This is a genomic window from Polynucleobacter sp. MWH-Braz-FAM2G (assembly GCF_018687635.1).
Taxonomy (GTDB): Bacteria; Pseudomonadota; Gammaproteobacteria; order Burkholderiales; family Burkholderiaceae; genus Polynucleobacter.
In genome coordinates, this window is sequence record NZ_CP061300.1 from 73,965 (window position 1) to 99,255 (window position 25,291).

A 25,291-nucleotide genomic window follows, 5' to 3' on the forward strand; every position below is an offset into this window, starting at 1 on the left:
TACTTATAAATTATTTCTTAGTTTCTTTAATGAGGCGCGCCGCTTCAAGCGCAAAGTAAGTCAGAACTCCATCTGCGCCAGCGCGTTTAAATGCTAGAAGCGATTCCATCATTACAGCATCATGATCTAACCAACCATTTTGTGCGGCAGCTTTTAACATTGCATATTCACCGCTCACTTGGTAGGCATAAGTAGGGTAATTAAACTCTTCACGAACGCGGCGCACGATGTCCAAATAGGGCATACCAGGTTTGACCATCACCATATCAGCTCCTTCGCTGATATCGAGTGCAACCTCCCGCAAAGCCTCGTCGCCATTGGCGCAATCCATTTGATAAGTTTTTTTATCGGCCTTGCCTAGGTTTTTTGCAGAGCCCACAGCATCTCTGAATGGTCCGTAAAAAGCGGAAGCATACTTAGCAGAGTAAGCCATGATGCGGGTATGAATTAAATTCTTTTGTTCGAGTGCCTCACGAATTTTTCCAATCCGCCCATCCATCATGTCTGACGGTGCAACTATATCGACGCCAGCTTCGGCTTGAGCAATTGCTTGTTGAACTAGGATTGCAGTCGTCTCATCATTGAGAATGCGACCTTGATCATCGAGCACACCATCTTGGCCGTGACTTGTGTATGGATCAAGGGCTACATCAGTCATGATGCCTAAATTAGGAAAACGTTTTTTGAGTTCACGTACTGCGGTTGGAATCAGCCCGCTTGGATTGAAGGCTTCTTTGCCATCAGGCGTTTTTAGCGCAGCATCAATAACTGGAAAAAGCGCTAAAACTGGAATGCCTAAATCTACGCATTCTTGTGCGACTGGATAAAGTAGATCTAAAGATACGCGACTCACGCCAGGCATTGAGGCAACGGCTTCTGATTTACCTTGGCCTTCTAATAAGAATATTGGATAGATCAAATCATTTACAGAGAGGCTATTCTCTTGCATTAGACGACGCGACCAATCTTCACGACGCATACGGCGGGGTCGATGCCCAGGAAAGTTAAGCAATGAATTAGTTGGTGATTTCATCTTCTTTAGTCTCTGCTTCAAATAACCATTTAAGAACAATATTGTCGGCCTCTTCAAGTCCAATGCGTTTGGTGCTTGAAAATAATTGTGCCGTAAGTTGCTTGGACTCACCATTACCATCGGGTAGGGCGGGGTCATATTGTTGCAATTGCTTGCGAACCGCTTCTAGCGCATGCTTGCACTCACTTTTATTGAGTTTGTCACATTTACTGAGCAAAACATGGATTGGCTTGCCAGTAGGCACAAACCACTCAATCATTTGCTCATCTAGATCTGTAATACCGCGCCTAGAATCCACGATCAGAATCATGCCTACTAGTTGATCCCGTTCCTGCAAATAATCACTCAAGAGGGTATTCCAGTGGTATTTGGTCTCATGATTAACGGCTGCATAGCCGTAGCCTGGCAAATCCACTAAATAGGCTAATAGTTCATCTTTGGCAAAAAGGCCAAAATAGTTGATATGTTGGGTACGCCCAGGGGTTTTACTAGCAAAAGCGAGCCTTTTTTGATTGCAGAGGACATTTATGGCGCTAGATTTACCCGCATTTGAACGCCCAGCAAAGGCCACCTCACGCACGGGTGTGGCAGGCAGGCAATGGGTGTCATTGACGGTGGTGGCGAATCGGGCTTGAAAGAGTTTAGACATGTCCAGAAGCTATTGTAAAATCACGCAAAATCATGAAATATCTCATGGTGTTTGGTAAAAGGTTGTAAATGCAGGGCCCAAACACTTTTAGGAATTTTTGCCAAGGTAAACATAATGCGTCAAACCTCTCAAATCTCCAAATTAACTAGCTTACGTGCTGGTTTTGCGGCTTTCTCTATTTTCGCCTTGATTGGCGTTTCAGGTGCAGCTTTTGCTTCCGATGCCGCTCCTGCGGCGCCTGCTGCTGCAGAAGCTAAGGCTGCTGTCCCAGGCAAACCAAAGGTTGATGCTGCAGCTGGGGAAACTTTATATTCAAACGGGGATTCGTCCCGTGGCGTTACAGCCTGTTTGACTTGCCATGGCCCTAAAGGCCAAAGCGCTGTTGGAACATGGCCTAAGTTATCGGCTCAGCATGCCGCATACACCGCCAAGCAATTGAAAAACTTTAAAGAAGGTACTCGTGCTAATCCTGTAATGATGGGCATGGCAGCAACCTTGACCGAGCAAGATATGCAAAACATCGCGGCTTACTTGGTTAAACAGCCTGTTTCATTGGGCGTCGCGCAAGATAAGGCAACTATTGAATTAGGTCAAAGTATTTACCGTGGTGGTATCGCATCAAAAGGCGTACCAGCTTGTGCTGCTTGTCATAGCCCAACTGGCGCTGGAATTCCGGCACAGTATCCGCGTTTGGGTGGACAGTGGGCCGAATACACTAACGCGCAGTTGCTTGCTTTCCGTGATGGGGTTCGTAAAAATAGTACTCAGATGACTACTATTGCAGGCAAGATGTCAGATTTAGAAATGAAAGCAGTTTCTGATTACATTGCTGGTTTGCGTTAATAAGTAAAGCACCAAAAAATAAAAACCCCGCTCAAGCAGCGGGGTTTTTATTTGCCTAAAACCGTTAAGAAGTATTTCAGAAGATTTCTGTTGTTAGTTTTAACTTGGTAAGACAGTTTCTGAAGAAAATAAATCGTTGGTTCTTTCGCGCTTACGAATGACGTATGCATTTTTTCCATCAACCATAATCTCAGCAGGTTTTGGGCGCGTGTTGTAATTTGATGCCATTACAAAACCATAAGCACCAGCCGAAAGAATAGCGAGAAGATCACCCTCTTCCACCGCAAGGTGACGATCTCTTCCAAGCCAATCGCCAGATTCACAAACTGGGCCAACGACGTCATAAGTTAAGGCTTTAGCTTCTTTCTTTTGAACGGGTACTATGCCGTGATGTGCTTCATATAAGGCTGGACGCATTAATTCAGTCATAGCCGCATCAACAATGCAGAAGTTCTTTTCAGCACCTGGCTTTAGGTATTCAATGGTTGTTAAGAGTACGCCGGCATTACCGACTAATGATCTGCCTGGTTCAAGCACAATATCTAGATGGCCAAATCCACGCTCAGCCACTCGATTTAAAAGGGTGTTTGTAAATTCGGTAATGTCAGGCGGCGTTTCGTCGCTATAAGAAATTCCAAGGCCACCACCGAGATCAAGATGGTGAATCACAATACCTTCTCTTTTGAGATGTTCTACCAGATCTAAAACTTTATCTAGTGCGTCTAAGTATGGTGCGGTAGTGGTAATTTGTGAGCCGATATGACAATCAATTCCCACCACATCAATTTGTGAGAGTTGCGAGGCTTCACGATAAGTTTTTAAAACCTCATGATAGGCAATGCCAAATTTATTACCTTTTAACCCAGTTGAAATATAGGGATGTGTTTGTGCATCCACATCAGGATTAACGCGCAAGGAGATGGGTGCGCGGAGATTAAGTTCAGTCGCCACTCGATTGATCTTGTGGAGTTCAGCAATGGATTCAACGTTGATGCATTTGACACCAGCTTTGAGAGCAGTAGCAATTTCTGAGGCAGACTTGCCTACACCTGCAAATACTAAGCTTTTAGGATCTGCGCCTATTGCTAATGCACGAGCTAATTCACCACCACTAACTAAATCAAATCCAGCCCCCAATTTTTTAAAGCAATCAATTACTGCTAAATTGCTATTGGCTTTCATTGCATAGTGGACGCGCGCACGACGTTTGCCGCTACTATCAACACATGCTTTGTCATAGGCTTTATAGGCTTCAGTCAGCGCCTTTTTGCTATAGATATACAGCGGCGTTCCAAATTCTTTTGCCAAATCGGTGAGTGGGATTTCTTCGGCATACCAGTTACCATTAATTTCAGAAAAACCGGATAACTTTGGGAGTGGAAGTGATTTACTTGTCATTACTTGGTCGATGAAGAATTGTTTGGGCTAGTAGGCGTTTGGGGTGGGTAGAGCTTCCCTTTGGGTTCTGGCTCTGTAGGTGCTGGTGGCACTGGTGGCACATTTGGCATATATAGTGGTCCTCTAACCCCACATCCAACAAGGGATATTAAAAGGCCAAGGCAGATGGTTCTATTAAGAATCGCTATCATGAATATCTCTAAAACGAATGATTGAATATAGCATGCAGGACTCCATAAATAATTCAGGCGTAGAAACTATTGATGACAAGCAGTTTCATGCACTCGGAAGCCATTTATTGCACTCTATTGAAGTGGCATTAGAGACCGCAGATGACGAATTAGATCTGGACTTAGATGTTGAGCGTCAGGGCGGAAATGTTATCAATATTCGCTTTAAGGATAAAAGTGTCATTGTGGTCAATACTCAGCCACCCTTACATGAAATTTGGGTGGCGGCCAAATCTGGTGGTTATCACTACCGCTGGGCTGGCACTATGGCAAAACCCTTATGGCTAGATACTAAAACCGGTAATGAGTTATTGGCTGATTTGGCAGGCTTTGCGAGTGCTCAAGCTGGACACGCTATCAAGATTAGTTTGATTTAAGCTGCGCCAGTTGCGTTTAAGGTTTCAATTACAGTAGCGTCGTCAACACTTTTAATTAGAGCTTTGCCAATCTTTTCTAAGACTACGTAACGGATTTGACCACCTTCAGTTTTTTTATCAACCTGCATGAGTTCCATGTAGCGTTTCGCACCAAACTTTGGCGGCGCAATAGGTAAGTTCATAGATTTGATAATTTGGGTAAGGCGCTGAAGATCAGTTTCGCTGATGTAATTGAGACGACGTGATAAATCTGCGCCGAGCACCATGCCGCAGCCAACCGCTTCACCATGGAGCCATTCACCATAACCCATGCCAGCTTCAATTGCGTGACCAAAGGTATGTCCGAAATTCAGAGTTGCACGAATGCCACCCTCTCTTTCATCGGCAGAAACTACGGCAGATTTTATTTCGCACGAACGCAAAACTGCATGCCCCATCGCTTCAGTGTCACAGGCTAACAAGGCCTTGGCATTTGTTTCAATCCAATCTAAGAATTGAGCATCTGCAATGGCGCCGTGTTTAATTACTTCTGCAAGTCCAGCAGAGAGCTCTCTTGGAGGAAGTGTTTTGAGGGTATTGAGGTCGGCGATCACGGCAACAGGTTGATGAAAGGCACCAATCATATTTTTGCCGAGTGGATGATTAATGCCAGTCTTACCACCTACTGAGGAGTCCACTTGAGCAAGCAATGTTGTTGGCACTTGAATGAAACGAATGCCACGCATGAAGCTGGCTGCGGCAAACCCAGTCATATCGCCAATGACTCCACCACCCAAGGCCACCAAGATGGTTTGGCGATCAGCACCAAACTTTAAAAGATAGTCAAAAATTAACTGAAGGTTTTTCCAGTCTTTGTAAGACTCACCATCAGGCAGCACAATTGTTCTAACTGGTTTGCCAAAACTGTTTAGTGTGTTAGTTAGGCGCTCTGCATAAAGAGGAGCTACTGTAGTGTTACTAACAATGTAAATAGATGTTGCTTTTTCACAAGCGCCAAATAAGTTGGGTTGATCAATGAGATTTGCGCCAATATAGATTGGATAGCTTCGGTTTCCAAGGTCAACTTCGAGTGTTTTCATGGTTCTGCTCAAGCGGAAAGTTCAAGTTGCATAATTAAGGTGTTTACCAATTGATTAACGCTTGGCTTACCAGTTTCAATTACATGGTCAGCAATTTCGCGATAGAGTGGGTCGCGAATTGCATATAAATTCTCTAAGATTTTTTTGGCATCACCATTTTTTAGAAGTGGGCGTCCTTCTCCACCTTTGGTGCGATGCCAAAGTTCAATGGGGTTTGCATGTAAATAAATTACTGTGCCATGTTCACTTAACGCTTGACGGTTCTCGGGCAACAAAATGGCACCACCACCAGTGGCCAGAATAATGCCTTGCTCTGCTGTAATTTCTCGTATAGCTTGAGCTTCTCGTTTTCGAAAACCTTCTTCGCCTTCCATCTCAAAAATAACTGGAATTTTTACGCCACAACGTTCTTCAATGACATGGTCGGCATCTAGAAAACGGCGCCCCAATTTTTTTGCCAAGACTTTGCCGACGGTCGATTTCCCCGCGCCCATCAGGCCGATTAGAAAAATATTGTTTGTCGCAGAGTTCACCCTTCGATTTTATTAGGGTTTATCTAGAACAGTCGGAGTTAAAAAGACCAGTAGCTCTGTTTTATCTTGTAACTTGGATTTATGGCGGAAAAAATGACCAATTAAAGGGATATTCCCCAATAGAGGAATTTTGACTTCATCCTCACGTTCCGTGGTTTGGAAAATTCCACCAATAATGGCTGTGCCACCGTTTTCCACAGTAACTTCGGAGCTTAGACTTTTGGTGTCAATGGCATAGCCTTGCTCTGTTTTCATTCCAACAGTGTCTTTATTGATGCCTACCAACAAGGATATTCTGCCGTCAGGATGAATTTTGGGTAAAACCTCTAAACGCAAATTGGCCTTTCTGAATTGCAATTTGCTGCCATTTTGGCTGGAGGTTTGATACGGTAATTCGGTCCCTTGCTCAATAGTGGCCTTTACCTGGTCCCCAGTCATGATTCGTGGATTAGAAAGAATTTTCCCTTGTCCCTCCGACTCTAGGGCTGAAAGTTCGGCTTGAAGGATGCGACTGGCATTTTTGGATACCAAGGTAGCGGCCATTGTGGCTGGGTTGAATCCACTTAAGCCCGATCCGCCTAAATCCATGTTACCCATCATTTTTTGCTCTGAATTGCCTCTTATTCCTTGTGCTTGATACCCCAGCTTTATGCCTAGTTCTCTGGCAAAACGTTCATCTGCTTCAACAATGCGCGCTTCTATGAGGATCTGCCTCGGACTGTTGACATGATCTCCTCCAAAGGGAAGGGCTGCGTCTTCTCGACGGAACTTCTGGAAGGCTTGAATCTCTGCATGGGGGCCAATCCAATAAATGTCACCATTACGTAGCAGGCGTAAACCTCGACTAGCCAAAATTGAATGAAGTGCGGTTTGCCACGGGGTATTCCTTAGATCAACTGAAATCTTGCCCTTAATAGACTCGCTTAATAAAAAATTGGTATTACCCAATTTTGCTAGTGCCTGTAAAAGTTCGGATATTTCAATGTCGGTAAATTGCAAACTAATAGGGCTTTGTAAATGATTTGGTGGGGTATTTCCAAGGGTGTTGTTGGCTGTAAAAAGCGCTAATACAAAAAGGTAATAGCGAAACCTGTCCAAGCATTTTTTAAAGCAAGTCGTATGTGCTTTCATTCGCTTTTGATTGCCTTTAGAGCTAGAGATTTACCTTGAGGGTGGGTAAGAATGACAAGATCTTTCTCTATATTGCTAAGGCGCCAATCCCCTAGGATTTGAGCCCCTTTCTCATATGTAACATTTCCTTTTCCCGTGTCAAAAAATGCCTGATGAGACAGACCCATTTGTGCTGCCCCAAGAAAGCGCCAACGGCGGAGCTCAGCTTCATAGATGCTCACTGACGGCTTGCTAAAAACTTTGGTTGCTGGCTTTTTATCTTTTAAAGAGTGAATACTTACTTCTAATTCATCAATTAATACGTATAGGTCATTTTGGTCTTGCTCAATCTCGCTGCGCATTAATGACATGTCCCTTTTAAGCTCCGCAATCAATTTTTTTGATTCATCTAAAAAGACTTGGGAATGCTCATTAGCCGCCTTGGTTGCAACAAAAAATGCCACAAGACCAGCAATCAACACCCCTGTAAGGGCTATCAAATTACCCAACTTAGGGATTAAATTTTGGATCTCAAAGCTGTTTAGAGCCTCAATAAATGATCCCCCTTGGCTTTGGCTTATGGGTTTTGGAGGGGCACCCCTTGGGGTGTTAGGTTTTCGAATTCCGTGAGGATCTGGGATGGCAGGGTCATCGCCAAGATCACTCAAAATTTCATCAAATGATTGGGTGGAAATATGGCGTGTAGGCATGCCATATTCTTCCGTTTTGAGAACTGAAAATCCATCAGGCCTGCTTGAACCCTGCGTCAGAAATTAGAACTTCAATTGTTTGCAAAACAAGGGTTTTGGAGCTTTTAGGGAAATTGCCTAAGCACCCTATAATTTGGAAATATGGCCTTACCCCCAAAAGACAAGCCGCCTGTAAATCAGCGATCCGTTCGTCAGCCCGATAGGCGTCCACGGCATCATCGACATAATCCTATCCCGCCTCGGAAGAGTTCAAGCAATCCGCTGATAAAGGCCTTGCTGATTATTGGTGTCGTTTTTGCTTTGGTGGTAACTCTAATGCTTGGCTATGCCTTTTTAGTAGCCAAACCTAACCTTCCCAAAATTTCCGCCTTAACTGATTACAACCCAAAGACGCCTTTACGTATTTATACGGCTGACAAGGTCTTGATTGGTGAGTTTGGGGAAGAGCGTCGCAAAGTAATTCCGTTAAATGAAATACCTCAAAGCATGCGCAATGCTGTTTTAGCTATCGAGGATGATCGCTTCTACTCGCATGGTGGTGTGGACTATGTAGGAATTCTGCGAGCAGCGGTAACTAACTTGCGTGGGCATCTTTCTCAAGGGGCCTCTACTATCACCATGCAGGTGGCGCGTAATTTTTTCCTCAGTAATGAGAAAACCTTTAGTCGAAAAATTTATGAGGTTTTGTTGGCTTGGGAGATTGAGTCCCAGCTAACAAAGGACAAGATTCTTGAAATCTACATGAATCAGATTTTTTTGGGACAGCGGGCATTTGGTTTCTCAAGTGCAGCGCAGATTTATTTCGGCAAAGAGCTAAAAGACATCACCATTGCTGAGTCAGCTATGTTGGCGGGGTTACCAAAGGCTCCATCGGCATATAACCCTGTTAACAATTTCCGTAGAGCAAAGATTCGTCAAGAGTACATTCTTCAACGAATGCGCGATCTGGGTTACATCACACCTGACGAATACCAAAAAGCAATGATTGAGGAATTGCATATTCGTGGCCTTGGTAACGAATTTGCAGTTAGAGCCGATTTTCCAGCAGAGATGGTTCGCCAATTACTTTTCGCTCAGTATGGTGAGGCAATCTACTCTCAAGGGATAGATGTTTACACCACCATATTGAAGGCAGATCAAGATGCTGCCTATAAAGCCGTACGTCGCGGAATTTTTGAATACGATTTGCGTCATGCTTATCGTGGACCAGAGGGCTTTATTGATCTTCCAGAAGATCCAGTAAAACGTCAAAGAGCAATTGATGAGGCATTGCTTGCTTATCCACAGTTGGATGATTTGCAGTCTGGAGTTGTGCTTGATGTAAAGCCAAAAGAAATGCAGGTCATGATTGCAACAGGCGATACCATTACCATAAAAGGCGACGGCATGAAATTAGCCGCCGCATCCATCACAGATAGCACTCAACCTAAAAAACGTTTGCGTCCTGGTGCGGTCGTACGTCTTTTGTCGGATGGAGGAGTTTGGAAGTTGGCGCAGTTGCCGCAAGTGGAAGCAGCCTTTGTCTCAATGAATGCGGAGACTGGCGCAATTCTATCTTTGGTAGGTGGGTTTGATTTCCGTCGCAACCAATTTAATCACGTCACGCAAGCCTTGCGTCAACCAGGATCCTCATTTAAACCTTTTATCTATGCCGCTGCACTTGAAAAAGGCTTTACGCCAAGTACGATGGTGAATGATGCTCCTTTGTCAATTGGCAGTATGGAGACTGGCAGCCAAGCATGGGAACCTAAAAACTATGATGGCAAATACGACGGTATGATGCGTCTGCGTAATGCTTTAGCAAAATCGAAAAATTTAGTATCGGTTCGTATTATTCGAGCAATTGGGCCATCCTATGCACAAGAATATATTCAGCGTTTTGGTTTTGAACCAGAGAAGCATCCTCCTTATTTAACAATGGCCCTGGGCGCTGGTTCAGTAACGCCATTACAAATGGCATCTGCTTATAGCGTTTTTGCAAATGGCGGCTATCGAGTTGACCCATTTTTGATCGACAAGATGGTCGACTCCAAAGGCACAGTTTTATTTGAAGCAAAACCAACTCGTGCGCGCGAGGATGCAACTCGTGTATTGGATGCAAGGACTGCTTTCGTAATGGATAGCATGCTTCAAGAGGTAACCAAAACAGGAACTGCAGCGTCTGCACGTGGAAAATTGGGTCGCACAGATATCGCTGGAAAAACAGGCACAACAAATGATTCTCATGACGCATGGTTTGCGGGTTACAACCCTAAAGTAGTGGCTATCGCGTGGATTGGTTTTGATAAACCTGCAAGCCTAGGAGATCGAGAGACGGGTGGAGGGCTTGCTTTGCCAATGTGGATTTCTTATATGTCGACCGCATTAAAAGATGTTCCTCAAGAGGCGCGAGAAGTCCCTAGTGGCGTTACTCAGGTTGATGGTGATTGGTTTATTCCTGAGTTTTCTAGCGGCGGTGGCGCACGCGAGCTGCAATAGTTCGTTTTCAACATGGCACGGCAAGCGCGTACTGTAATACCAGGCCAAGCAATGCATGTGATGGTTCGCGGCAATAACCGTGAGACACTTTTTTTTACTGATGAAGATCGGCGCACTTACTTGGAGTGGTTGCGTGAGGCGGCAAGACAATTTGGGTGCGCAGTTCACGCTTTTGCTTTGATGCCCAATCATGTTCACTTGTTGATGACTCCACAAAACGAAGACTCGCTTGCAAAAACGATGCAATCTTTAGGACGTCGTTATGCGCAGTACTTCAATCAACAACATCGACGCTCAGGAACCATTTGGGAGGGTCGCTACCGTTCATCTCTTATTGACCCAGACTATTTTTTACGTTGCCAACGTTATATTGAACTCAATCCGGTTCGTTCTGGTTATGAGTCAAATCCTCAATCTTCTTCCTGGACTAGTTTTGCAACCCACATTGGCGGTAATGCTGAACCCTGGCTAGTGGATCATCATTATTTTTGGAAGCTTGGGAATACGCCTTTTGAAAGACAGATGAGCTGGTCAAATTTTGTCAAAGAGGGTGCGCCCCATTGGGAAGATCGGCAAATAACCGAAGCCTTAATTCGCTCTAAACCTTGGGTAAGTGATATTTATGCAAAAAGGCTCTTTAAGGACTCTCCAGAATTGGTTTTGATACGTCATCGTGGGCGCCCAAGAAAAATAAAATCATTAAATTCAGTAGCTTAGACTTACTAAGTCCAGCTCTGGTTTTTAGTGAATGCATTGAAAATAATGACTCTGTCCCCATATATGGAATTCATATTGGTGCGATAACTAAAAAAACGGGACAGACTCATTTTATTTCTATTGCATCAGTGTGGGTATTCACCTATATTTGATCCTCCAAAAGTAATTAGGCCTTTGTCGCCCCTCGGAAATACTATGACTACACAATTAAATTCAAATCTTCGCCCTATCGCTCATGGTTTATATGACCCTAGTAATGAGCATGACGCATGTGGTGTCGGATTCGTGGCCCATATTAAGGGAAAGAAATCGCATGAGATCGTTTCTCAGGGCTTGAAGATTCTTGAGAACTTAGACCACCGGGGTGCTGTCGGTGCTGATCCATTGATGGGAGATGGCGCTGGTATTTTGATTCAGATACCAGATACTTTGTATCGCGAAGAAATGGCTAAGCAAGGTGTGACATTGCCGCCATTGGGTGAATATGGCGTGGGCATGATTTTCTTGCCTAAGGAGCATGCCTCACGCTTGGCGTGCGAACAAGAATTAGAGCGCACTGTTCGTTTAGAGGGTCAAGTTGTTTTGGGTTGGAGAGATGTTCCGGTAGATGTCAAATTACCGATGTCACCAACAGTGCAAATGACTGAGCCATTTATTCGTCAAATTTTTATTGGTCGCGGTCGTGACATCATGACAACCGACGCACTCGAGCGTAAGTTGTATGTGATTCGTAAGACAGCGAGTCACGCGATACAAGATTTGCATCTCAAGCATGGCAAAGAATATTTCGTTGCCTCAATGTCTGCTAGAACTATTGTTTACAAAGGTTTGCTGTTGGCAAACCAAGTGGGTGCTTATTACCAAGACTTACAAGATAAGCGCACTGTATCCGCACTTGCTTTAGTCCATCAACGTTTCTCAACTAATACTTTCCCTGCTTGGGAGTTAGCGCACCCCTATCGCATGATTGCGCACAACGGTGAAATTAATACAGTTAAAGGAAACGTTAACTGGGTTAATGCGCGCGAGGGAGCTATTAGTTCTCCAGTGCTCGGCGATGATTTACAAAAACTCTGGCCATTGATTTATCCTGGCCAATCAGACACAGCCTGTTTTGATAACTGTTTAGAGTTATTGGTGATGTCTGGTTACCCACTTGCGCAAGCCATGATGATGATGATCCCAGAAGCATGGGAACAGCATGCTTTGATGGATGACAATCGTCGCGCATTCTACGAATACCACGCATCAATGATGGAGCCATGGGATGGTCCTGCGGCAATGGCATTTACCGATGGTCGTCAAATTGGAGCGACTTTAGATCGCAATGGTTTGCGCCCAGCTCGTTATTACGTAACCGATGATGATTTGGTCATCATGGGATCTGAAGCAGGTGTTCTGCCAATTCCTGAAAGCAAGATTGTTCAAAAATGGCGTTTGCAGCCAGGCAAGATGTTCATGATTGACATGGAGCAAGGTCGCATCATTGACGATGTTGAGTTGAAGAATGCTGTTTCTAAAGCTAAGCCATATAAGAGCTGGATCGATGCTGTTCGTGTGAAGTTAGATGAAGTTGATGCCAGCAAGGCAGACTTGATTGATGAGAAAACAACGATTCGTCCAGCAGCTAAATTATTGGATCGCCAGCAGGCCTTTGGTTACACCCAGGAAGATATTAAATTCCTCATGGCTCCAATGGCCATGAATGGTGAAGAGGCTATTGGTTCAATGGGCAATGACAGCCCTTTAGCCGTTCTCTCTAATAAGAATAAGCCACTTTATAACTACTTTAAGCAACTCTTTGCTCAAGTTACTAATCCTCCAATCGATCCGATTCGTGAGAATCTGGTGATGTCTTTGGTTTCTTTTATTGGGCCTAAGCCTAATTTATTGGATACCAATAACATTAATCCTCCAATGCGCTTGGAAGTTAGTCAGCCGGTTTTAGATTTTGATGACATCACTAAGATTCGCCATATTGACCATTACACCAACGGCAAGTTCCGCTCTTACGAATTGGATATCTGTTATCCAGCTGCATGGGGCAAAGCGGGCATTGAAGCCCGTCTAGCATCCTTATGTGCTGAAGCGGCTGATGCTGTGCGATCCGGTTACAACATCTTGATCGTGAGTGATCGTCAGGTTGATGAGAAGCACGTAGCCATTCCTGCTTTGTTGGCAACTTCTGCAATTCATCAGCATTTAGTGCAAAAAGGTTTGCGCACCAGCGTTGGCTTGGTGGTGGAGACTGGTAGTGCGCGTGAAACGCATCATTTTGCGCTTCTTGCTGGCTATGGTGCTGAAGCAGTTCATCCATACCTTGCTATGGAAACCTTGGCTGAAATGGCTAAAGGCTTGTCAGGTGATTTGTCTGCTGAAAAAGCAGTGAAGAACTTTGTGAAAGCAATTGGTAAGGGTCTACAAAAAGTGATGTCCAAAATGGGTATCTCGACTTATATGTCCTATACCGGCTCACAGATTTTTGAGGCGATTGGTTTAAATCGTGACATCATCGATCAATACTTCAAAGGTACACCATCTAACGTTGGTGGTATCGGAGTATTTGAAGTGGCGGAAGAAGCATTGCGTATGCATACCGCTGCTTTCGGTAATGACCCCGTCTTAACTAATATGCTTGATGCTGGTGGTGAATATGCTTTCCGTATTCGTGGCGAGAATCACATGTGGACTCCTGACACGATTGCGAAACTACAGCACTCCACACGTATCGGTCCAGAGAAGGGTTATCAAACATATAAAGAGTACGCCAACATCATCAATGACCAAACTAAACGTCAGATGACATTGCGTGGATTATTTGAGTTCAAGATTGATCCAGCAAAGGCGATTCCTTTAGATGAAGTTGAATCTGCAAAAGAAATCGTAAAACGTTTTGCTACAGGTGCAATGTCTCTAGGATCGATCTCAACTGAAGCTCATGCGACTTTAGCGATTGCGATGAACCGTATTGGTGGAAAGTCTAATACTGGTGAAGGTGGTGAAGATCCAAATCGTTATGTTAATGAGCTCAAAGGTATTCCTATTAAGAAGGGCGAGTCTTTGGCTAGCATCTTGGGTAGCGATGTAGTTGAGGCAAACATTCCTTTGCAAGATGGTGATTCATTGCGCTCTAAGATCAAACAGGTTGCTTCAGGCCGGTTTGGTGTCACTACAGAATATTTACGTTCTGCTGATCAGATTCAGATCAAGATGGCGCAGGGCGCTAAGCCAGGCGAGGGCGGTCAGTTGCCTGGTGGCAAGGTCTCTGACTACATTGGTAAATTGCGTTTTTCAGTACCTGGTGTTGGATTGATCTCTCCCCCTCCGCATCATGATATTTATTCAATTGAGGATATTGCCCAATTGATTCACGATTTAAAAAATGTGAATCCTGCGGCTGATGTTTCTGTGAAGTTGGTCTCTGAAGTGGGTGTTGGCACGGTTGCTGCTGGTGTTGCAAAAGCAAAAGCAGATCACGTTGTGATTGCTGGCCATGATGGCGGAACTGGCGCATCACCACTCTCATCTATCAAGCACGCTGGCTCTCCATGGGAGCTGGGCTTGGCTGAAACACAACAAACATTGGTTCTTAATGGTTTACGTAGCCGTATTCGTGTGCAGGCCGATGGCCAAATGAAAACTGGTCGTGACGTAGTAATCGGTGCTTTATTGGGTGCGGACGAGTTTGGGTTTGCAACAGCCCCATTGGTAGTTGAGGGTTGCATCATGATGCGTAAGTGTCATTTGAATACTTGCCCAGTAGGCGTAGCTACTCAAGATCCAGAGTTGCGTAAGAAATTCTCTGGTAAGCCAGAGCATGTAGTGAATTTCTTCTTCTTTATTGCTGAAGAGGCGCGCGAAATCATGGCGCAATTAGGTATTCGCAAGTTTGATGACTTGATTGGTCGCGTTGATTTGTTGGATACCCGCAAGGGTATTGAGAACTGGAAAGTTCATGGCTTGGATTTCAGTAAGATATTTGCTGAACCTCAAGTTGCTGCAGAAGTTCCGCGCTATCAAGTACTCACACAAGACCATGGTTTGGCAAATGCGCTTGACAATATTTTGATCGAGAAGAGTGAGCCCGCATTGGAGCGTGGCGAGAAAGTGTCTTTCATTGTTCCAGTGAAAAATGTCAATCGTACTGTCGGCGCAATGCTTTCTGGAGAAGTTGCTCAGCGTTATGGCCATGCAGGCTTGCCTGATGACACAATTCATATTCAATTAAATGGCACTGCTGGCCAAAGCTTTGCAGCGTTCTTAGCTCGTGGTATCACTTTAGATTTAGTTGGTGATGGCAATGACTACGTTGGCAAGGGATTGTCAGGTGGTCGCGTCATTGTGCGTGCTCCCCATGAATTCCGTGGCGATACAGTTCAGAACATCATTGTTGGTAACACCGTTCTCTATGGCGCAATTGCTGGTGAAGCTTTCTTCAACGGAGTGGCTGGCGAGCGTTTCGCAGTGCGTAACTCTGGTGCTACAACAGTTGTTGAGGGTACTGGTGACCATGGTTGTGAGTACATGACTGGTGGAACAGTAGTTGTATTGGGTGCAACAGGTCGTAACTTTGCTGCTGGTATGAGCGGTGGAGTTGCATACGTTTACGACGAAGATGGTTTGTTTGATCAGCGCTGCAATACCAGCATGGCTACCTTAGAAAAGGTGTTGCCTTCCAATGAGCAGATTGCCAAAGTTCCACAATCACAATGGCATGCCCCAGTAGATGTAAAAGATGGTGGCGAACGTTTGACTGACGAGCAAATTTTGAAGAGCTTGGTTGAGCGCCATTTCCGTCACACTGGTTCTGAGCGTGCTAAAGCAATCTTGGCTGATTGGGAAAATGCTCGCGGACGTTTTGTGAAGGTTCTTCCAACCGAGTACAAGCGTGCTCTTGGTGAATTGTGGGAAAAAGCACAAAACACAGTTGCTGCTTAATTTGCTTAATTAACTCAAATAGACATTAAGAAAAGATACTAAGGATTCGATATGGGTAAGGTCACTGGATTTATGGAGTTTGAGCGCGTCGATGAATCGTACGAAGCGCCGGTTAAACGCCTCCATCATTACAAAGAATTTGTTGCTGCTTTAACCGATGAGGAAGCCAAGATTCAGGGTGCACGTTGCATGGACTGCGGCATCCCGTTCTGCAATAACGGCTGTCCAGTCAATAACATTATTCCTGACTTCAATGACCTAGTGTTTCATAGTGACTGGAAGAATGCATTAGATGTATTGCAATCAACCAATAACTTCCCAGAATTTACTGGCCGTATTTGCCCAGCGCCTTGCGAGGCTGCTTGTACTTTAGGAATTAATAACACTGCGGTGGGTATCAAGTCTATTGAGCATGCCATCATTGATAAGGGTTGGGAAAATGGTTGGGTTAAACCACAGCCATCAAAGACTAAGACTGGTAAAAAAGTAGCAGTTGTTGGTGGCGGTCCTGCTGGCATGGCTGCTGCCCAGCAATTAGCTCGGGTTGGTCATGATGTTACGGTGTTTGAAAAGAACGATCGCATTGGTGGGTTGCTTCGTTACGGTATTCCTGACTTCAAAATGGAGAAGTGGTTAATTGATCGTCGCGTTGAGCAAATGCAAGCTGAGGGCGTGAAATTTGAAACTGGTGTTTTTGTTGGGAAAGAGGCAATTGGCGCGGAAGTAAAGAACTACTCTTCTAAAACAGTTTCGCCTGATCAATTGATGAAAGATTTTGATGCGGTTGTCATCTCTGGTGGTGCAGAACAGCCCCGTGACTTGCCTGTACCTGGTCGTGAATTGGCTGGTGTGCACTTTGCATTGGAATTTTTGATTCCGCAGAATAAAGAAAATGCTGGCGATTTTAAAAATGAAATTCGTGCCAAGGATAAGCATGTAGTGGTTATTGGTGGCGGTGATACTGGTTCGGATTGCGTTGGAACTTCAAATCGTCATGGCGCTACCAAGATTACGCAATTTGAATTGCTTCCACAGCCGCCAGAAGTCGAGAATAAGCCTTTGGTTTGGCCATACTGGCCAACAAAGTTGCGTACTTCCTCTTCCCATGAAGAAGGTTGTGATCGCGACTGGTCTGTTGGAACAAAGCGTTTTGAAGGCAAAAATGGCAAAGTTGAAAAACTAATTGGCGTTCGTTTGGAATGGAAAGACGGAAAAATGTCAGAGGTTCCAAATTCTGAATTTGAAATTAAGGCGGATTTAGTACTTTTAGCAATGGGTTTTGTGTCACCAGTGCAACAGGTTCTTAATGCTTTTGGCGTTGAAAAGGATGCCAGAGGTAATGCAAAAGCGACTGTAGATGGTCAAAATGCTTATCAAACCAATGTTCCGAAGGTATTTGCTGCTGGCGATATGCGTCGTGGCCAGTCTTTGGTAGTTTGGGCAATTCGCGAAGGTCGTCAATGTGCCCAAGCAGTAGACGAGTATTTGATGGGGTCATCCGTTTTACCTCGATAATATCGAGGATATGAATAGTTATCAGCCCAACTCATTGGATGTAAATAAACCAGTCGCGGGTGAAGTTGTCGTTTCTATTAGAGACGTTGACTTTTCCTATGCGGCAGGTGAGCGGCAGATTTTGTCGGGTCTCAATATGGAGTTCCGACGTGGTCAAGTTGTTGCCGTTATGGGTGGCTCAGGTTGCGGTAAAACTACCATTCTTCGTTTGATCGGCGGGCAATTCTCCGCCCAATCAGGACAAGTGCTTTTTGAAGGCCAAGATGTTGGCAAAATGAATACTGACCAGTTGATGGCAGCTCGTCGACGTATGGGTATGTTATTTCAATTTGGCGCTTTGTTTACTGACCTCAGCGTTTTTGAAAATGTTGCATTTCCCATGCGTGAACATACCAATCTTAGCGAAGAGCTATTACGTTCATTGGTGTTGATGAAGTTAAATGCAGTAGGGTTGCGTGGCGCACGCGATTTGATGCCATCACAAATTTCAGGTGGTATGGCAAGACGTGTTGCCTTGGCTCGAGCGATTGCGTTGGATCCACCGCTCATCATGTATGACGAGCCATTTGCTGGTCTTGATCCAATTTCACTTGGAATTACCGCGCGCTTGATTCGTGACCTTAATGATGCCTTGGGGGCTACTAGTTTATTGGTTACACATGATGTAGAGGAGACTTTTGCAATTGCTGATTATGTGTATTTCATTGCGAATGGCCGCATCGGCGCAGAAGGAACTCCTGAAGAGTTGAGTCGATCAACAGATCCATTTGTGAGACAGTTTTTGGATGCGGCTCCTGATGGACCTGTGCCATTTCACTATCCAGGAAAAAGTTTGGAAGATGATTTTGGGGTAAGCCTCTCATGACTATGCTTCTAAATTTATTTGGCGATCTAGGGTTCTTTGTACGCCGTAATTTGAGTAGTCTTGGTTTGGCTGCCAGAATGTTTGTGGCAGTCATTGTGCGTTCAGGCTTTTTGCTGAAAAGACCTCGTCTAGTGGTAGATCAAATTTTATTCGTTGGTAATCATTCTTTTGTCATCATCGCAGTTTCAGGATTATTTGTTGGTTTTGTTTTGGGCTTGCAGGGTTACTACACCTTAAATCGTTATGGTTCAGAGCAGGCGCTTGGTTTATTGGTAGCACTTTCTTTGACTAGAGAGTTGGGCCCAGTGATTACAGCTCTACTTTTTGCGGGCAGGGCGGGCACCTCTTTAACTGCAGAAATTGGTCTTATGAAGGCTGGTGAGCAGCTGACTGCGATGGAGATGATGGCGGTTGATCCATTGGGTCGAGTGATCGCACCACGACTTTGGGCGGGCATTATCTCTATGCCAATTCTGGCGACAATCTTTACTGCGGTCGGCGTTCTGGGCGGCTATCTGGTTGGTGTTCCATTAATTGGGGTCGACTCAGGGGCTTTTTGGTCTCAGATGCAAGGGGGCGTGGATTTATTTTCAGATATTGGCAATGGCTTAATCAAAAGCATGGTGTTTGGCGTGGCAGTAACTTTTATTGCCTTGTATCAAGGCTATGAGTCAAAGCCTACGCCTGAAGGTGTTTCGCAAGCCACTACTCGTACAGTGGTGATCTCCTCTTTATCGGTTTTAGCATTAGATTTCTTGCTAACCGCGATGATGTTCTCAAATTAGAAAGAATAAACTGGGGCTCTTATGAGAAAAAGTGCAATTGATATCTGGGTAGGAATTTTTGTTGCCATTGGTTTATTGGCAGCATTATTTCTTGCTCTCAAGGTTGGCAATATGAATGCTGTGTCATTTGCGCCAACATACAAAATTTCTGCGCGCTTTGACAATATCGGCGGCCTTAAACCACGTGCACCTGTGAAGAGCGCCGGCGTTGTTGTGGGTAGAATTGCCAATATTTCGTTTGATGATAAAACCTACCAGGCAACAGTGGTCATGACCATCGAGGATTCTTATAAATTTCCAAAAGATTCTTCAGCGAAGATTTTGACATCTGGTTTATTGGGTGAGCAGTATATTGGTCTTGAGGCGGGTGGCTCTGATGATATGTTGACTAATGGCGAAAAGATTTCGCAAACACAATCAGCAATTGTTTTGGAAAGTTTAATTAGTCAGTTCCTCTATAACAAAGCGGCTGATAGTGGCCAAGATAAAGGCACCGCTAAATAATGACATTGATTGTCAAAGTGATTGGCGGCATCAAGCAAAGTATTCTGCTGAGCATGGTCACGATATTGGTTGGTTGCGCATCAATACCTGCTGGCGTTGAACCTTCCCCTAACGATCCATGGGAGCCATTTAATCGTTCAGTATTTGAATTCAATGAGGGTTTAGATGCTTATTTACTTAAGCCAGTAGTTGCTGGCTATCGTTTTGTATTGCCTGAATTTGTTCGCGAAGGAATTTATAACTTTTTTAGCAACTACAACGATATTTACACAGCGCTGTATAACTTATTGCAAGGCAAACCAGACTATGCCTTTAATGATTTAATGCGTGTAGTTGTTAATACCACAATGGGTTTAGGTGGCTTATTAGATATAGCTACTCCTGGCGGTCTTGAAAAGCATAAAGAGGATTGGGGTCAGACCTTGGGTGTTTGGGGTGTGCCCTCAGGACCTTATGTAGTACTGCCTTTCTTTGGGCCGAGCAATGTACGCGATACTTTTGGTACTGTCGCCGACTTAGAGTCCGATTACCTATTTAGATTGTTGCCTAACGTTGCTTTGAGAAATAGCCTTACTGGACTTCGTGTAGTAAATGCACGTAACACTTATTATGAAGCAGGCGACTTGTTAGATGGCGCGGCAATTGACAAGTACAGCTTCATGAGGGATGCGTATATTCAAAGACGTGCATATCAAATCAATGAAGGACGGGAAGACGAAGAGCCGATGATGCCTGTCTACGAGAATGCATACGAGTAAATTACAGCCTTTTTCTATTTAATTAACAGATAACAAAACATATTCATGAAAATCTATCAAGTGATGACTCAATGGTTGGTAGCGCTTTTGCTTTTGGCTGTTGCCCCAGTATTTGCTCAGACACCAGATCAGGCTACAGCGCCAGATGCTTTGATTAAATCAGTCGTGACAGATGTTATGGCTTCAGTGAAGGCTGATCCGGAAATTCAAAAAGGGAATATCCCCAAGATTGTTGATTTGGTGGAAAAGAAAATTGTTCCTTATACCGATATGCGTCGTACCACCGAAATGGCTATGGGCCCTAATTGGAAGAAGGCCACCCCTGAGCAACAGGCCCAATTAACTGCAGAATTTAAAAACTTACTTATTCGCACTTACTCCGGAGCCTTGAGTCAATTGCGCGATCAAACAGTGCAATTTAAGGCTTTTCGTGCCGCCCCGGATGACAAGGAAGTGGTTGTGAAGACTGTTGTGCTTGGACGCGGTGACCCAGTGCCATTAGATTATCGTTTGGAAAAAACAGCCAATGGTTGGAAAGTGTATGACATGAACATTATGGGCGTGTGGTTGGTTGAGGCCTATCGCAACCAGTTTTCGAATCAAATTAGCCAGAACGGTATTGAGGGCCTTGTGAAATTTTTACAAGACCGTAACAAGCAACTGGCATCTGCTAAGCCAACGAATTAACTGCCAGATATATAAATATGTCTTTTTTATTGCCAGCAGTTGTAACGCACAAAAATGCCCTACAGTTACAAAATGAAGGTCTGCTAGATACGGCAAGCCTGCGATTGATTGATTGCTCTAAGCTGCAGGATTTTGATTCTTCAGTGCTTACTGTTTTATTGGCTTGGCAAAAAAAAATGCTCGTATCAGGTGAATCTATTTCCATTGAGCGTGCCCCAGAAAAACTGAGAGTCTTAGCAGGTGTTTATGGTGTAGCGAAATTACTTGGCTTGGAATAGCAATGCATTCAGCCATATCAATCCAGAACATATCCAAGCAGTATGGAGCTCTTCAGGCTTTAGATGATGTTTCTTTAGTCATTGAGCCAGGGGAATTTTTTGGTTTGCTGGGTCCCAATGGGGCGGGCAAAACTACTTTGATTTCTATTTTGGCTGGCTTGGTAAAGCCCTCCCATGGCCACGCAGCAATTATGGGTGCTGATGTTCAGAAAGCATTTCGTGATGCGCGGCGCATGCTTGGGGTGGTTCCACAGGAGCTCGTCTTTGATCCCTTTTTTACTGTTCGTGAGACTTTGCAGTTTCAGTCCGGTTATTTTGGTATCCGTAATAACGAGGCGTGGATCGATGAAATCATGGCCAATCTTGATCTCATCTCTAAAGCAGATAGCAATATGCGCTCTTTATCGGGTGGCATGAAGCGTCGTGTGCTAGTTGCTCAAGCTCTAGTTCATCGTCCGCCAGTCATTATTTTGGATGAGCCTACTGCAGGGGTGGATGTTGAATTGCGTCAATCACTATGGCAATTTATAAGCCGATTGAATCAGGATGGTCATACCATTGTGTTGACTACCCATTACCTAGAAGAAGCCGAAGCTTTGTGTCAGCGGATTGCTATGCTCAAACAAGGTAGGATTGTGGCTCTTGATACAACCGCTAACTTATTAAATCGTTATGGTTCTGTCAAAAAAGATGGTGAAGGTAAAACCGACTTAGAAGAAGTTTTCGTCAATATCATGTCGGGGGGTGCTCTATGAAGCATGACCTTAATCGACCTGTCTTGGAATACGGTAGCGGCTTTCCCACTCTTCTATATAAAGAAATAAAGCGCTTTTATAAAGTCGCCTTTCAGACGATCGCTGCACCTGTTTTGACGGCAGTGCTCTATCTAATGATCTTTGGTCATGTGCTAGAAGGAAGAGAAGTTTATGGCCGCTTAAGTTACACAGCCTTCTTAATACCAGGTTTAGTAATGATGAGCGTTTTGCAAAATGCTTTTGCGAACACATCTTCTTCCCTGATTCAATCAAAAGTTACCGGAAATCTAGTGTTTGTTCTCTTAGCACCTTTAAGTCATTTTGAGTTTTACTCAGCCTATATTCTTGCAGCAGTGTTTCGAGGCATTGTTGTGGGTCTGGGGGTTTTGCTGATTACGATGTGGTTTGCAACACCTTCGCTAGAGTATCCGTTATGGGTTTTAGTATTTGCATTTTTGGGTGCTGCAATTTTAGGTAGTCTTGGATTAATAGCTGGCATATGGGCTGATAAATATGATCAGTTGGCTGCTTTTCAAAACTTCATCATCATGCCTGCGACTATGTTGTCGGGCGTTTTCTACTCGATTCATTCTTTACCTGCGGCTTGGCAGGTGGTGTCTCACTTCAATCCATTCTTTTATATGATTGATGGTTTCCGTTATGGATTCTTTGGTATTTCAGATAACTCCCCTTGGAGTAGCTTGGCGATTGTTTTCTGTTTCTTCATCGCTGTATCTGCCGTTGCCTTATGCCTGTTACAAAAAGGCTATAAGCTCCGTTACTAATTATTTATTTCGTATTCATCAGGAGACTTAATGCTACCAACCCCCGAACAAATTGAAGGCTACATCAAGCAGGGTATTCAATGTACCCATATTCAAGTTGAAGGTGATGGGCAACACTTCTTTGCGACTATCGTAAGCCCTGAGTTTGAGGGAAAACGTTTGGTGCAGCGTCACCAATTAGTTTATGGGGCAATGGGAGATCGCATGAAGGCTGAAGTTCATGCCCTATCTATTAAAGCATTTACGCCTGAAGAGTTTAATCAGAACCCATCAGCATAAGCATTACATCTTTAATTACTCAGTTTTAACTGGAATCGTTTCATGGATAAATTACGAATGGTTGGCGGAACTCCTCTGAATGGAGAGGTAGTCATTGCTGGTGCCAAAAATGCCGCATTACCCATTCTGTGCGCTTGTCTATTGACCGATCAACCAGTGGAATTGCGCAATGTCCCAGACTTGCAAGATGTTCGTACGATGCTCAAGCTTTTACAAGAGATTGGCGTGACTGTTAATTTTCCCAATGCAGGCGATCGCAGTCATATGGTCTTATGTGCAGCGGTAATCAAAAGCTCAGAAGCTACCTATGAGATGGTGAAGACCATGCGCGCTTCTATCTTGGTTCTTGGCCCACTCTTAGCAAGAATGCACAGCGCCAAGGTTTCTTTGCCAGGTGGTTGTGCTATTGGTGCGCGACCAGTTGATCAGCATATCAAGGGCCTGAAAGCAATGGGCGCCAGTATCAAAATTAAGAGTGGCTATATTCAGGCGGATACGAATGCTGAGTCTGGACTTCTTCAGGGGGCATCGATTCTGACCGATATGATTACTGTTACTGGTACAGAAAATTTATTGATGGCAGCGACTTTGGCTTCAGGAACAACCATTCTAGAAAATGCAGCTCGTGAACCAGAAGTGGGTGATTTGGCGGAGCTCTTAGTAAAAATGGGTGCGAAGATTACCGGCATTGGCACAGATCGACTTGTGATTGAGGGGGTTGAAAAGCTCCATGGTGCAGAGCATTCGGTAATTCCAGATCGCATTGAGGCTGGTACTTTCTTGTGCGCAGTGGCCGCCACTGGTGGCGAGATTACAGTCAAGCATTGTCGTCCCGATACTCTGGATGCTGTCATTGTTAAATTAAAAGAGGCCGGTCTAAAGATAGAGATTGGTCCAGACTGGATTAAGGCCTCCATGCAAGGCCGTCCAAAAGCAGTCAATTTTCGGACATCTGAATACCCTGCATTTCCTACAGATATGCAGGCGCAACTCATGACTGTAAATGCAATTGCCGTAGGTAGCTCAACTATTACTGAAACTATATTTGAGAACCGCTTTATGCATGTTCAGGAGCTCAACCGCTTGGGGGCTGACATTGCAATTGAGGGTAATACTGCGATTGTCCAGGGAGTGGAAAAGCTTTCAGGCGCGATAGTCATGGCTACGGATCTGCGGGCCTCGGCTAGTTTGGTGATTGCAGGGCTGGCCGCTCAAGGTGAAACCCAAGTTGACCGTATTTACCATTTAGATCGTGGCTATGACCGGATGGAGCAGAAACTAACCCTTTTGGGCGCCAAGATTGAGCGCGTGAAGTAAGGCTGATGGATAATTAGCCCATGAAATTGACTTTAGCCCTCTCTAAAGGGCGTATCTTCGAAGAAACCGCAGAAATCTTGGCCAAGGTTGGCATTGTGCCGCTGGAAGATCCTGAGAAGTCACGCAAGCTTATTATTGAGACAACGAATCCAGATGTGCGTTTAATTATTGTTCGTGCATCAGATGTGCCTACCTACGTGCAATTTGGTGGCGCGGATTTTGGTGTTGCTGGTTTGGATGTGTTGATGGAAAAAGGTGCCGATGGTTTGTATGTGCCCTTTGACTTAGATATCGCAAAGTGCCGCATGTCAGTTGCGGTGCGAGAAGGATTTGATTATTCGGCCGCTGTAAAGCAGGGCTCACGTTTAAAAGTGGCAACTAAGTACGTTAATTGTGCGCGTGAACACTTTGCCAATAAAGGTGTGCATATCGATACGATTCAGCTGTATGGATCCATGGAACTTGCTCCATTGGTGGGTTTGGCCGATGCTATCGTTGATTTGGTTTCTACTGGAAACACGCTTAAAGCTAATGGCTTAATTGAAGTTGAGCCGATTGCCGATATTAGCGCTCGCTTAGTCGTTAACCAGGCTTCTTATAAGCGAAAGCGTGCGCAATTGCAGCCCATTTTTGATTTGCTGAAGTAAGCAAAAGAAATTTCGCACTTT

The 25,291-nt window shown here is 44.5% G+C and carries 24 protein-coding genes and 1 pseudogene; 17 read left to right on the top strand and 8 right to left on the bottom strand.

The genetic code is table 11. The features are described from left to right. Window positions 1-10 precede the first annotated feature (10 nt). Together hemB and yihA are read right to left on the bottom strand one after the other, a co-directional pair. Entirely contained in the window at window positions 11-1,033 is a 1,023-nt protein-coding gene (gene hemB, locus FD973_RS00455; protein WP_371816864.1) for a porphobilinogen synthase, read from the bottom strand. After that, window positions 1,017-1,682 (bottom strand): ribosome biogenesis GTP-binding protein YihA/YsxC, encoded by a 666-nt coding sequence (yihA, locus tag FD973_RS00460; protein WP_215323708.1) that lies wholly within the window; start codon window positions 1,680-1,682, stop codon window positions 1,017-1,019. The genes hemB and yihA overlap by 17 nt, the downstream gene beginning before the upstream one ends. A 114-nt stretch (window positions 1,683-1,796) precedes the next feature. Between yihA and FD973_RS00465 the strand changes: the two genes are divergently transcribed. Then, window positions 1,797-2,525: a cytochrome c gene (locus FD973_RS00465; protein ID WP_215323709.1), complete on the top strand. Its 729-nt coding sequence runs from the start codon at window positions 1,797-1,799 to the stop codon at window positions 2,523-2,525. Between the two features lie 99 nt (window positions 2,526-2,624). Here the strand turns inward: FD973_RS00465 and lysA are convergent, their stop codons facing one another. Together lysA and FD973_RS00475 are read right to left on the bottom strand one after the other, a co-directional pair. Next, a complete protein-coding gene (gene lysA / locus FD973_RS00470) occupies window positions 2,625-3,923 on the bottom strand; it encodes a diaminopimelate decarboxylase (protein ID WP_215323710.1) in 1,299 nt (432 codons plus the stop codon). Beyond that, complete coding sequence (locus FD973_RS00475) at window positions 3,923-4,114, bottom strand: lipoprotein (protein ID WP_251368789.1); 192 nt, start codon at window positions 4,112-4,114, stop codon at window positions 3,923-3,925. Before FD973_RS00475 ends, lysA begins: the two co-directional genes overlap by 1 nt. Before the next feature lie 17 nt (window positions 4,115-4,131). Here FD973_RS00475 and cyaY point away from each other — a divergent pair, with 17 nt between their 5' ends. Next, on the top strand, window positions 4,132-4,530 hold the full coding sequence (cyaY, locus tag FD973_RS00480; protein WP_251368790.1) for an iron donor protein CyaY: 399 nt from the start codon (window positions 4,132-4,134) through the stop codon (window positions 4,528-4,530). On the opposite strand, the gene aroB is transcribed toward cyaY, so the two are convergent. From aroB to FD973_RS00500, 4 genes are read right to left on the bottom strand one after another with little or no spacing between them, the layout of a single operon-like run. Further along, window positions 4,527-5,609, bottom strand: coding sequence for a 3-dehydroquinate synthase (aroB, locus tag FD973_RS00485; protein WP_215323711.1), 1,083 nt, complete (start codon window positions 5,607-5,609; stop codon window positions 4,527-4,529). The genes cyaY and aroB overlap by 4 nt on opposite strands. Window positions 5,610-5,617: 8 nt before the next feature. Then, the gene (locus FD973_RS00490) at window positions 5,618-6,142 is read right to left on the bottom strand and encodes a shikimate kinase (RefSeq protein WP_305798638.1); all 525 of its coding nucleotides are present in this window, start codon (window positions 6,140-6,142) and stop codon (window positions 5,618-5,620) included. 12 nt (window positions 6,143-6,154) lie between these two features. Further along, window positions 6,155-7,273, bottom strand: coding sequence for a secretin and TonB N-terminal domain-containing protein (locus FD973_RS00495; protein ID WP_215323712.1), 1,119 nt, complete (start codon window positions 7,271-7,273; stop codon window positions 6,155-6,157). Continuing rightward, the gene (locus FD973_RS00500) at window positions 7,270-7,962 is read right to left on the bottom strand and encodes a hypothetical protein (protein WP_215323713.1); all 693 of its coding nucleotides are present in this window, start codon (window positions 7,960-7,962) and stop codon (window positions 7,270-7,272) included. The genes FD973_RS00495 and FD973_RS00500 overlap by 4 nt, the downstream gene beginning before the upstream one ends. A gap of 141 nt (window positions 7,963-8,103) precedes the next feature. On the opposite strand from FD973_RS00500, the gene FD973_RS00505 reads away from it, so the two are divergent. From FD973_RS00505 to hisG, 15 genes and pseudogenes are all read left to right on the top strand, one after another. Further along, on the top strand, window positions 8,104-10,440 hold the full coding sequence (locus FD973_RS00505) for a penicillin-binding protein 1A (protein WP_215323714.1): 2,337 nt from the start codon (window positions 8,104-8,106) through the stop codon (window positions 10,438-10,440). 12 nt (window positions 10,441-10,452) lie between these two features. Continuing rightward, complete coding sequence (locus tag FD973_RS00510; RefSeq protein WP_215323715.1) at window positions 10,453-11,157, top strand: transposase; 705 nt, start codon at window positions 10,453-10,455, stop codon at window positions 11,155-11,157. A gap of 195 nt (window positions 11,158-11,352) precedes the next feature. Then, a complete protein-coding gene (locus tag FD973_RS00515; protein WP_215323716.1) occupies window positions 11,353-16,095 on the top strand; it encodes a glutamate synthase-related protein in 4,743 nt (1,580 codons plus the stop codon). Between the two features lie 51 nt (window positions 16,096-16,146). Next, complete coding sequence (locus tag FD973_RS00520; RefSeq protein WP_215323717.1) at window positions 16,147-17,610, top strand: glutamate synthase subunit beta; 1,464 nt, start codon at window positions 16,147-16,149, stop codon at window positions 17,608-17,610. Window positions 17,611-17,620: 10 nt separating this feature from the next. Beyond that, entirely contained in the window at window positions 17,621-18,475 is an 855-nt protein-coding gene (locus FD973_RS00525; protein WP_215323718.1) for an ABC transporter ATP-binding protein, read from the top strand. Window positions 18,476-18,477: 2 nt separating this feature from the next. Beyond that, entirely contained in the window at window positions 18,478-19,260 is a 783-nt protein-coding gene (gene mlaE, locus FD973_RS00530) for a lipid asymmetry maintenance ABC transporter permease subunit MlaE (protein WP_215324646.1), read from the top strand. 21 nt (window positions 19,261-19,281) lie between these two features. Next, the gene (mlaD, locus tag FD973_RS00535; RefSeq protein WP_215323719.1) at window positions 19,282-19,764 is read left to right on the top strand and encodes an outer membrane lipid asymmetry maintenance protein MlaD; all 483 of its coding nucleotides are present in this window, start codon (window positions 19,282-19,284) and stop codon (window positions 19,762-19,764) included. Next, window positions 19,764-20,522: a VacJ family lipoprotein gene (locus FD973_RS00540; RefSeq protein WP_251368791.1), complete on the top strand. Its 759-nt coding sequence runs from the start codon at window positions 19,764-19,766 to the stop codon at window positions 20,520-20,522. The genes mlaD and FD973_RS00540 overlap by 1 nt, the downstream gene beginning before the upstream one ends. A 45-nt stretch (window positions 20,523-20,567) precedes the next feature. Further along, window positions 20,568-21,209, top strand: coding sequence for a phospholipid-binding protein MlaC (locus FD973_RS00545; protein ID WP_215323720.1), 642 nt, complete (start codon window positions 20,568-20,570; stop codon window positions 21,207-21,209). 17 nt (window positions 21,210-21,226) lie between these two features. Then, window positions 21,227-21,487 carry a lipid asymmetry maintenance protein MlaB gene (locus FD973_RS00550; protein ID WP_215323721.1) on the top strand — a complete coding sequence of 87 codons (261 nt, stop codon included), beginning with the start codon at window positions 21,227-21,229 and terminating at the stop codon, window positions 21,485-21,487. Window positions 21,488-21,489: 2 nt separating this feature from the next. Next, window positions 21,490-22,173, top strand: a pseudogene (locus tag FD973_RS00555) (ABC transporter ATP-binding protein); the annotation flags it as partial. Window positions 22,174-22,238: 65 nt separating this feature from the next. Next, window positions 22,239-23,027, top strand: a complete 789-nt coding sequence (locus FD973_RS00560; RefSeq protein WP_215323723.1) for an ABC transporter permease — start codon at window positions 22,239-22,241, stop codon at window positions 23,025-23,027. Window positions 23,028-23,057: 30 nt separating this feature from the next. After that, entirely contained in the window at window positions 23,058-23,306 is a 249-nt protein-coding gene (locus tag FD973_RS00565; protein WP_215323724.1) for a BolA family protein, read from the top strand. A gap of 42 nt (window positions 23,307-23,348) precedes the next feature. Continuing rightward, on the top strand, window positions 23,349-24,623 hold the full coding sequence (gene murA, locus FD973_RS00570; protein ID WP_215323725.1) for a UDP-N-acetylglucosamine 1-carboxyvinyltransferase: 1,275 nt from the start codon (window positions 23,349-23,351) through the stop codon (window positions 24,621-24,623). Between the two features lie 20 nt (window positions 24,624-24,643). Further along, on the top strand, window positions 24,644-25,270 hold the full coding sequence (gene hisG / locus FD973_RS00575; RefSeq protein ID WP_215323726.1) for an ATP phosphoribosyltransferase: 627 nt from the start codon (window positions 24,644-24,646) through the stop codon (window positions 25,268-25,270). The last annotated feature ends 21 nt before the right edge of the window (window positions 25,271-25,291 follow it).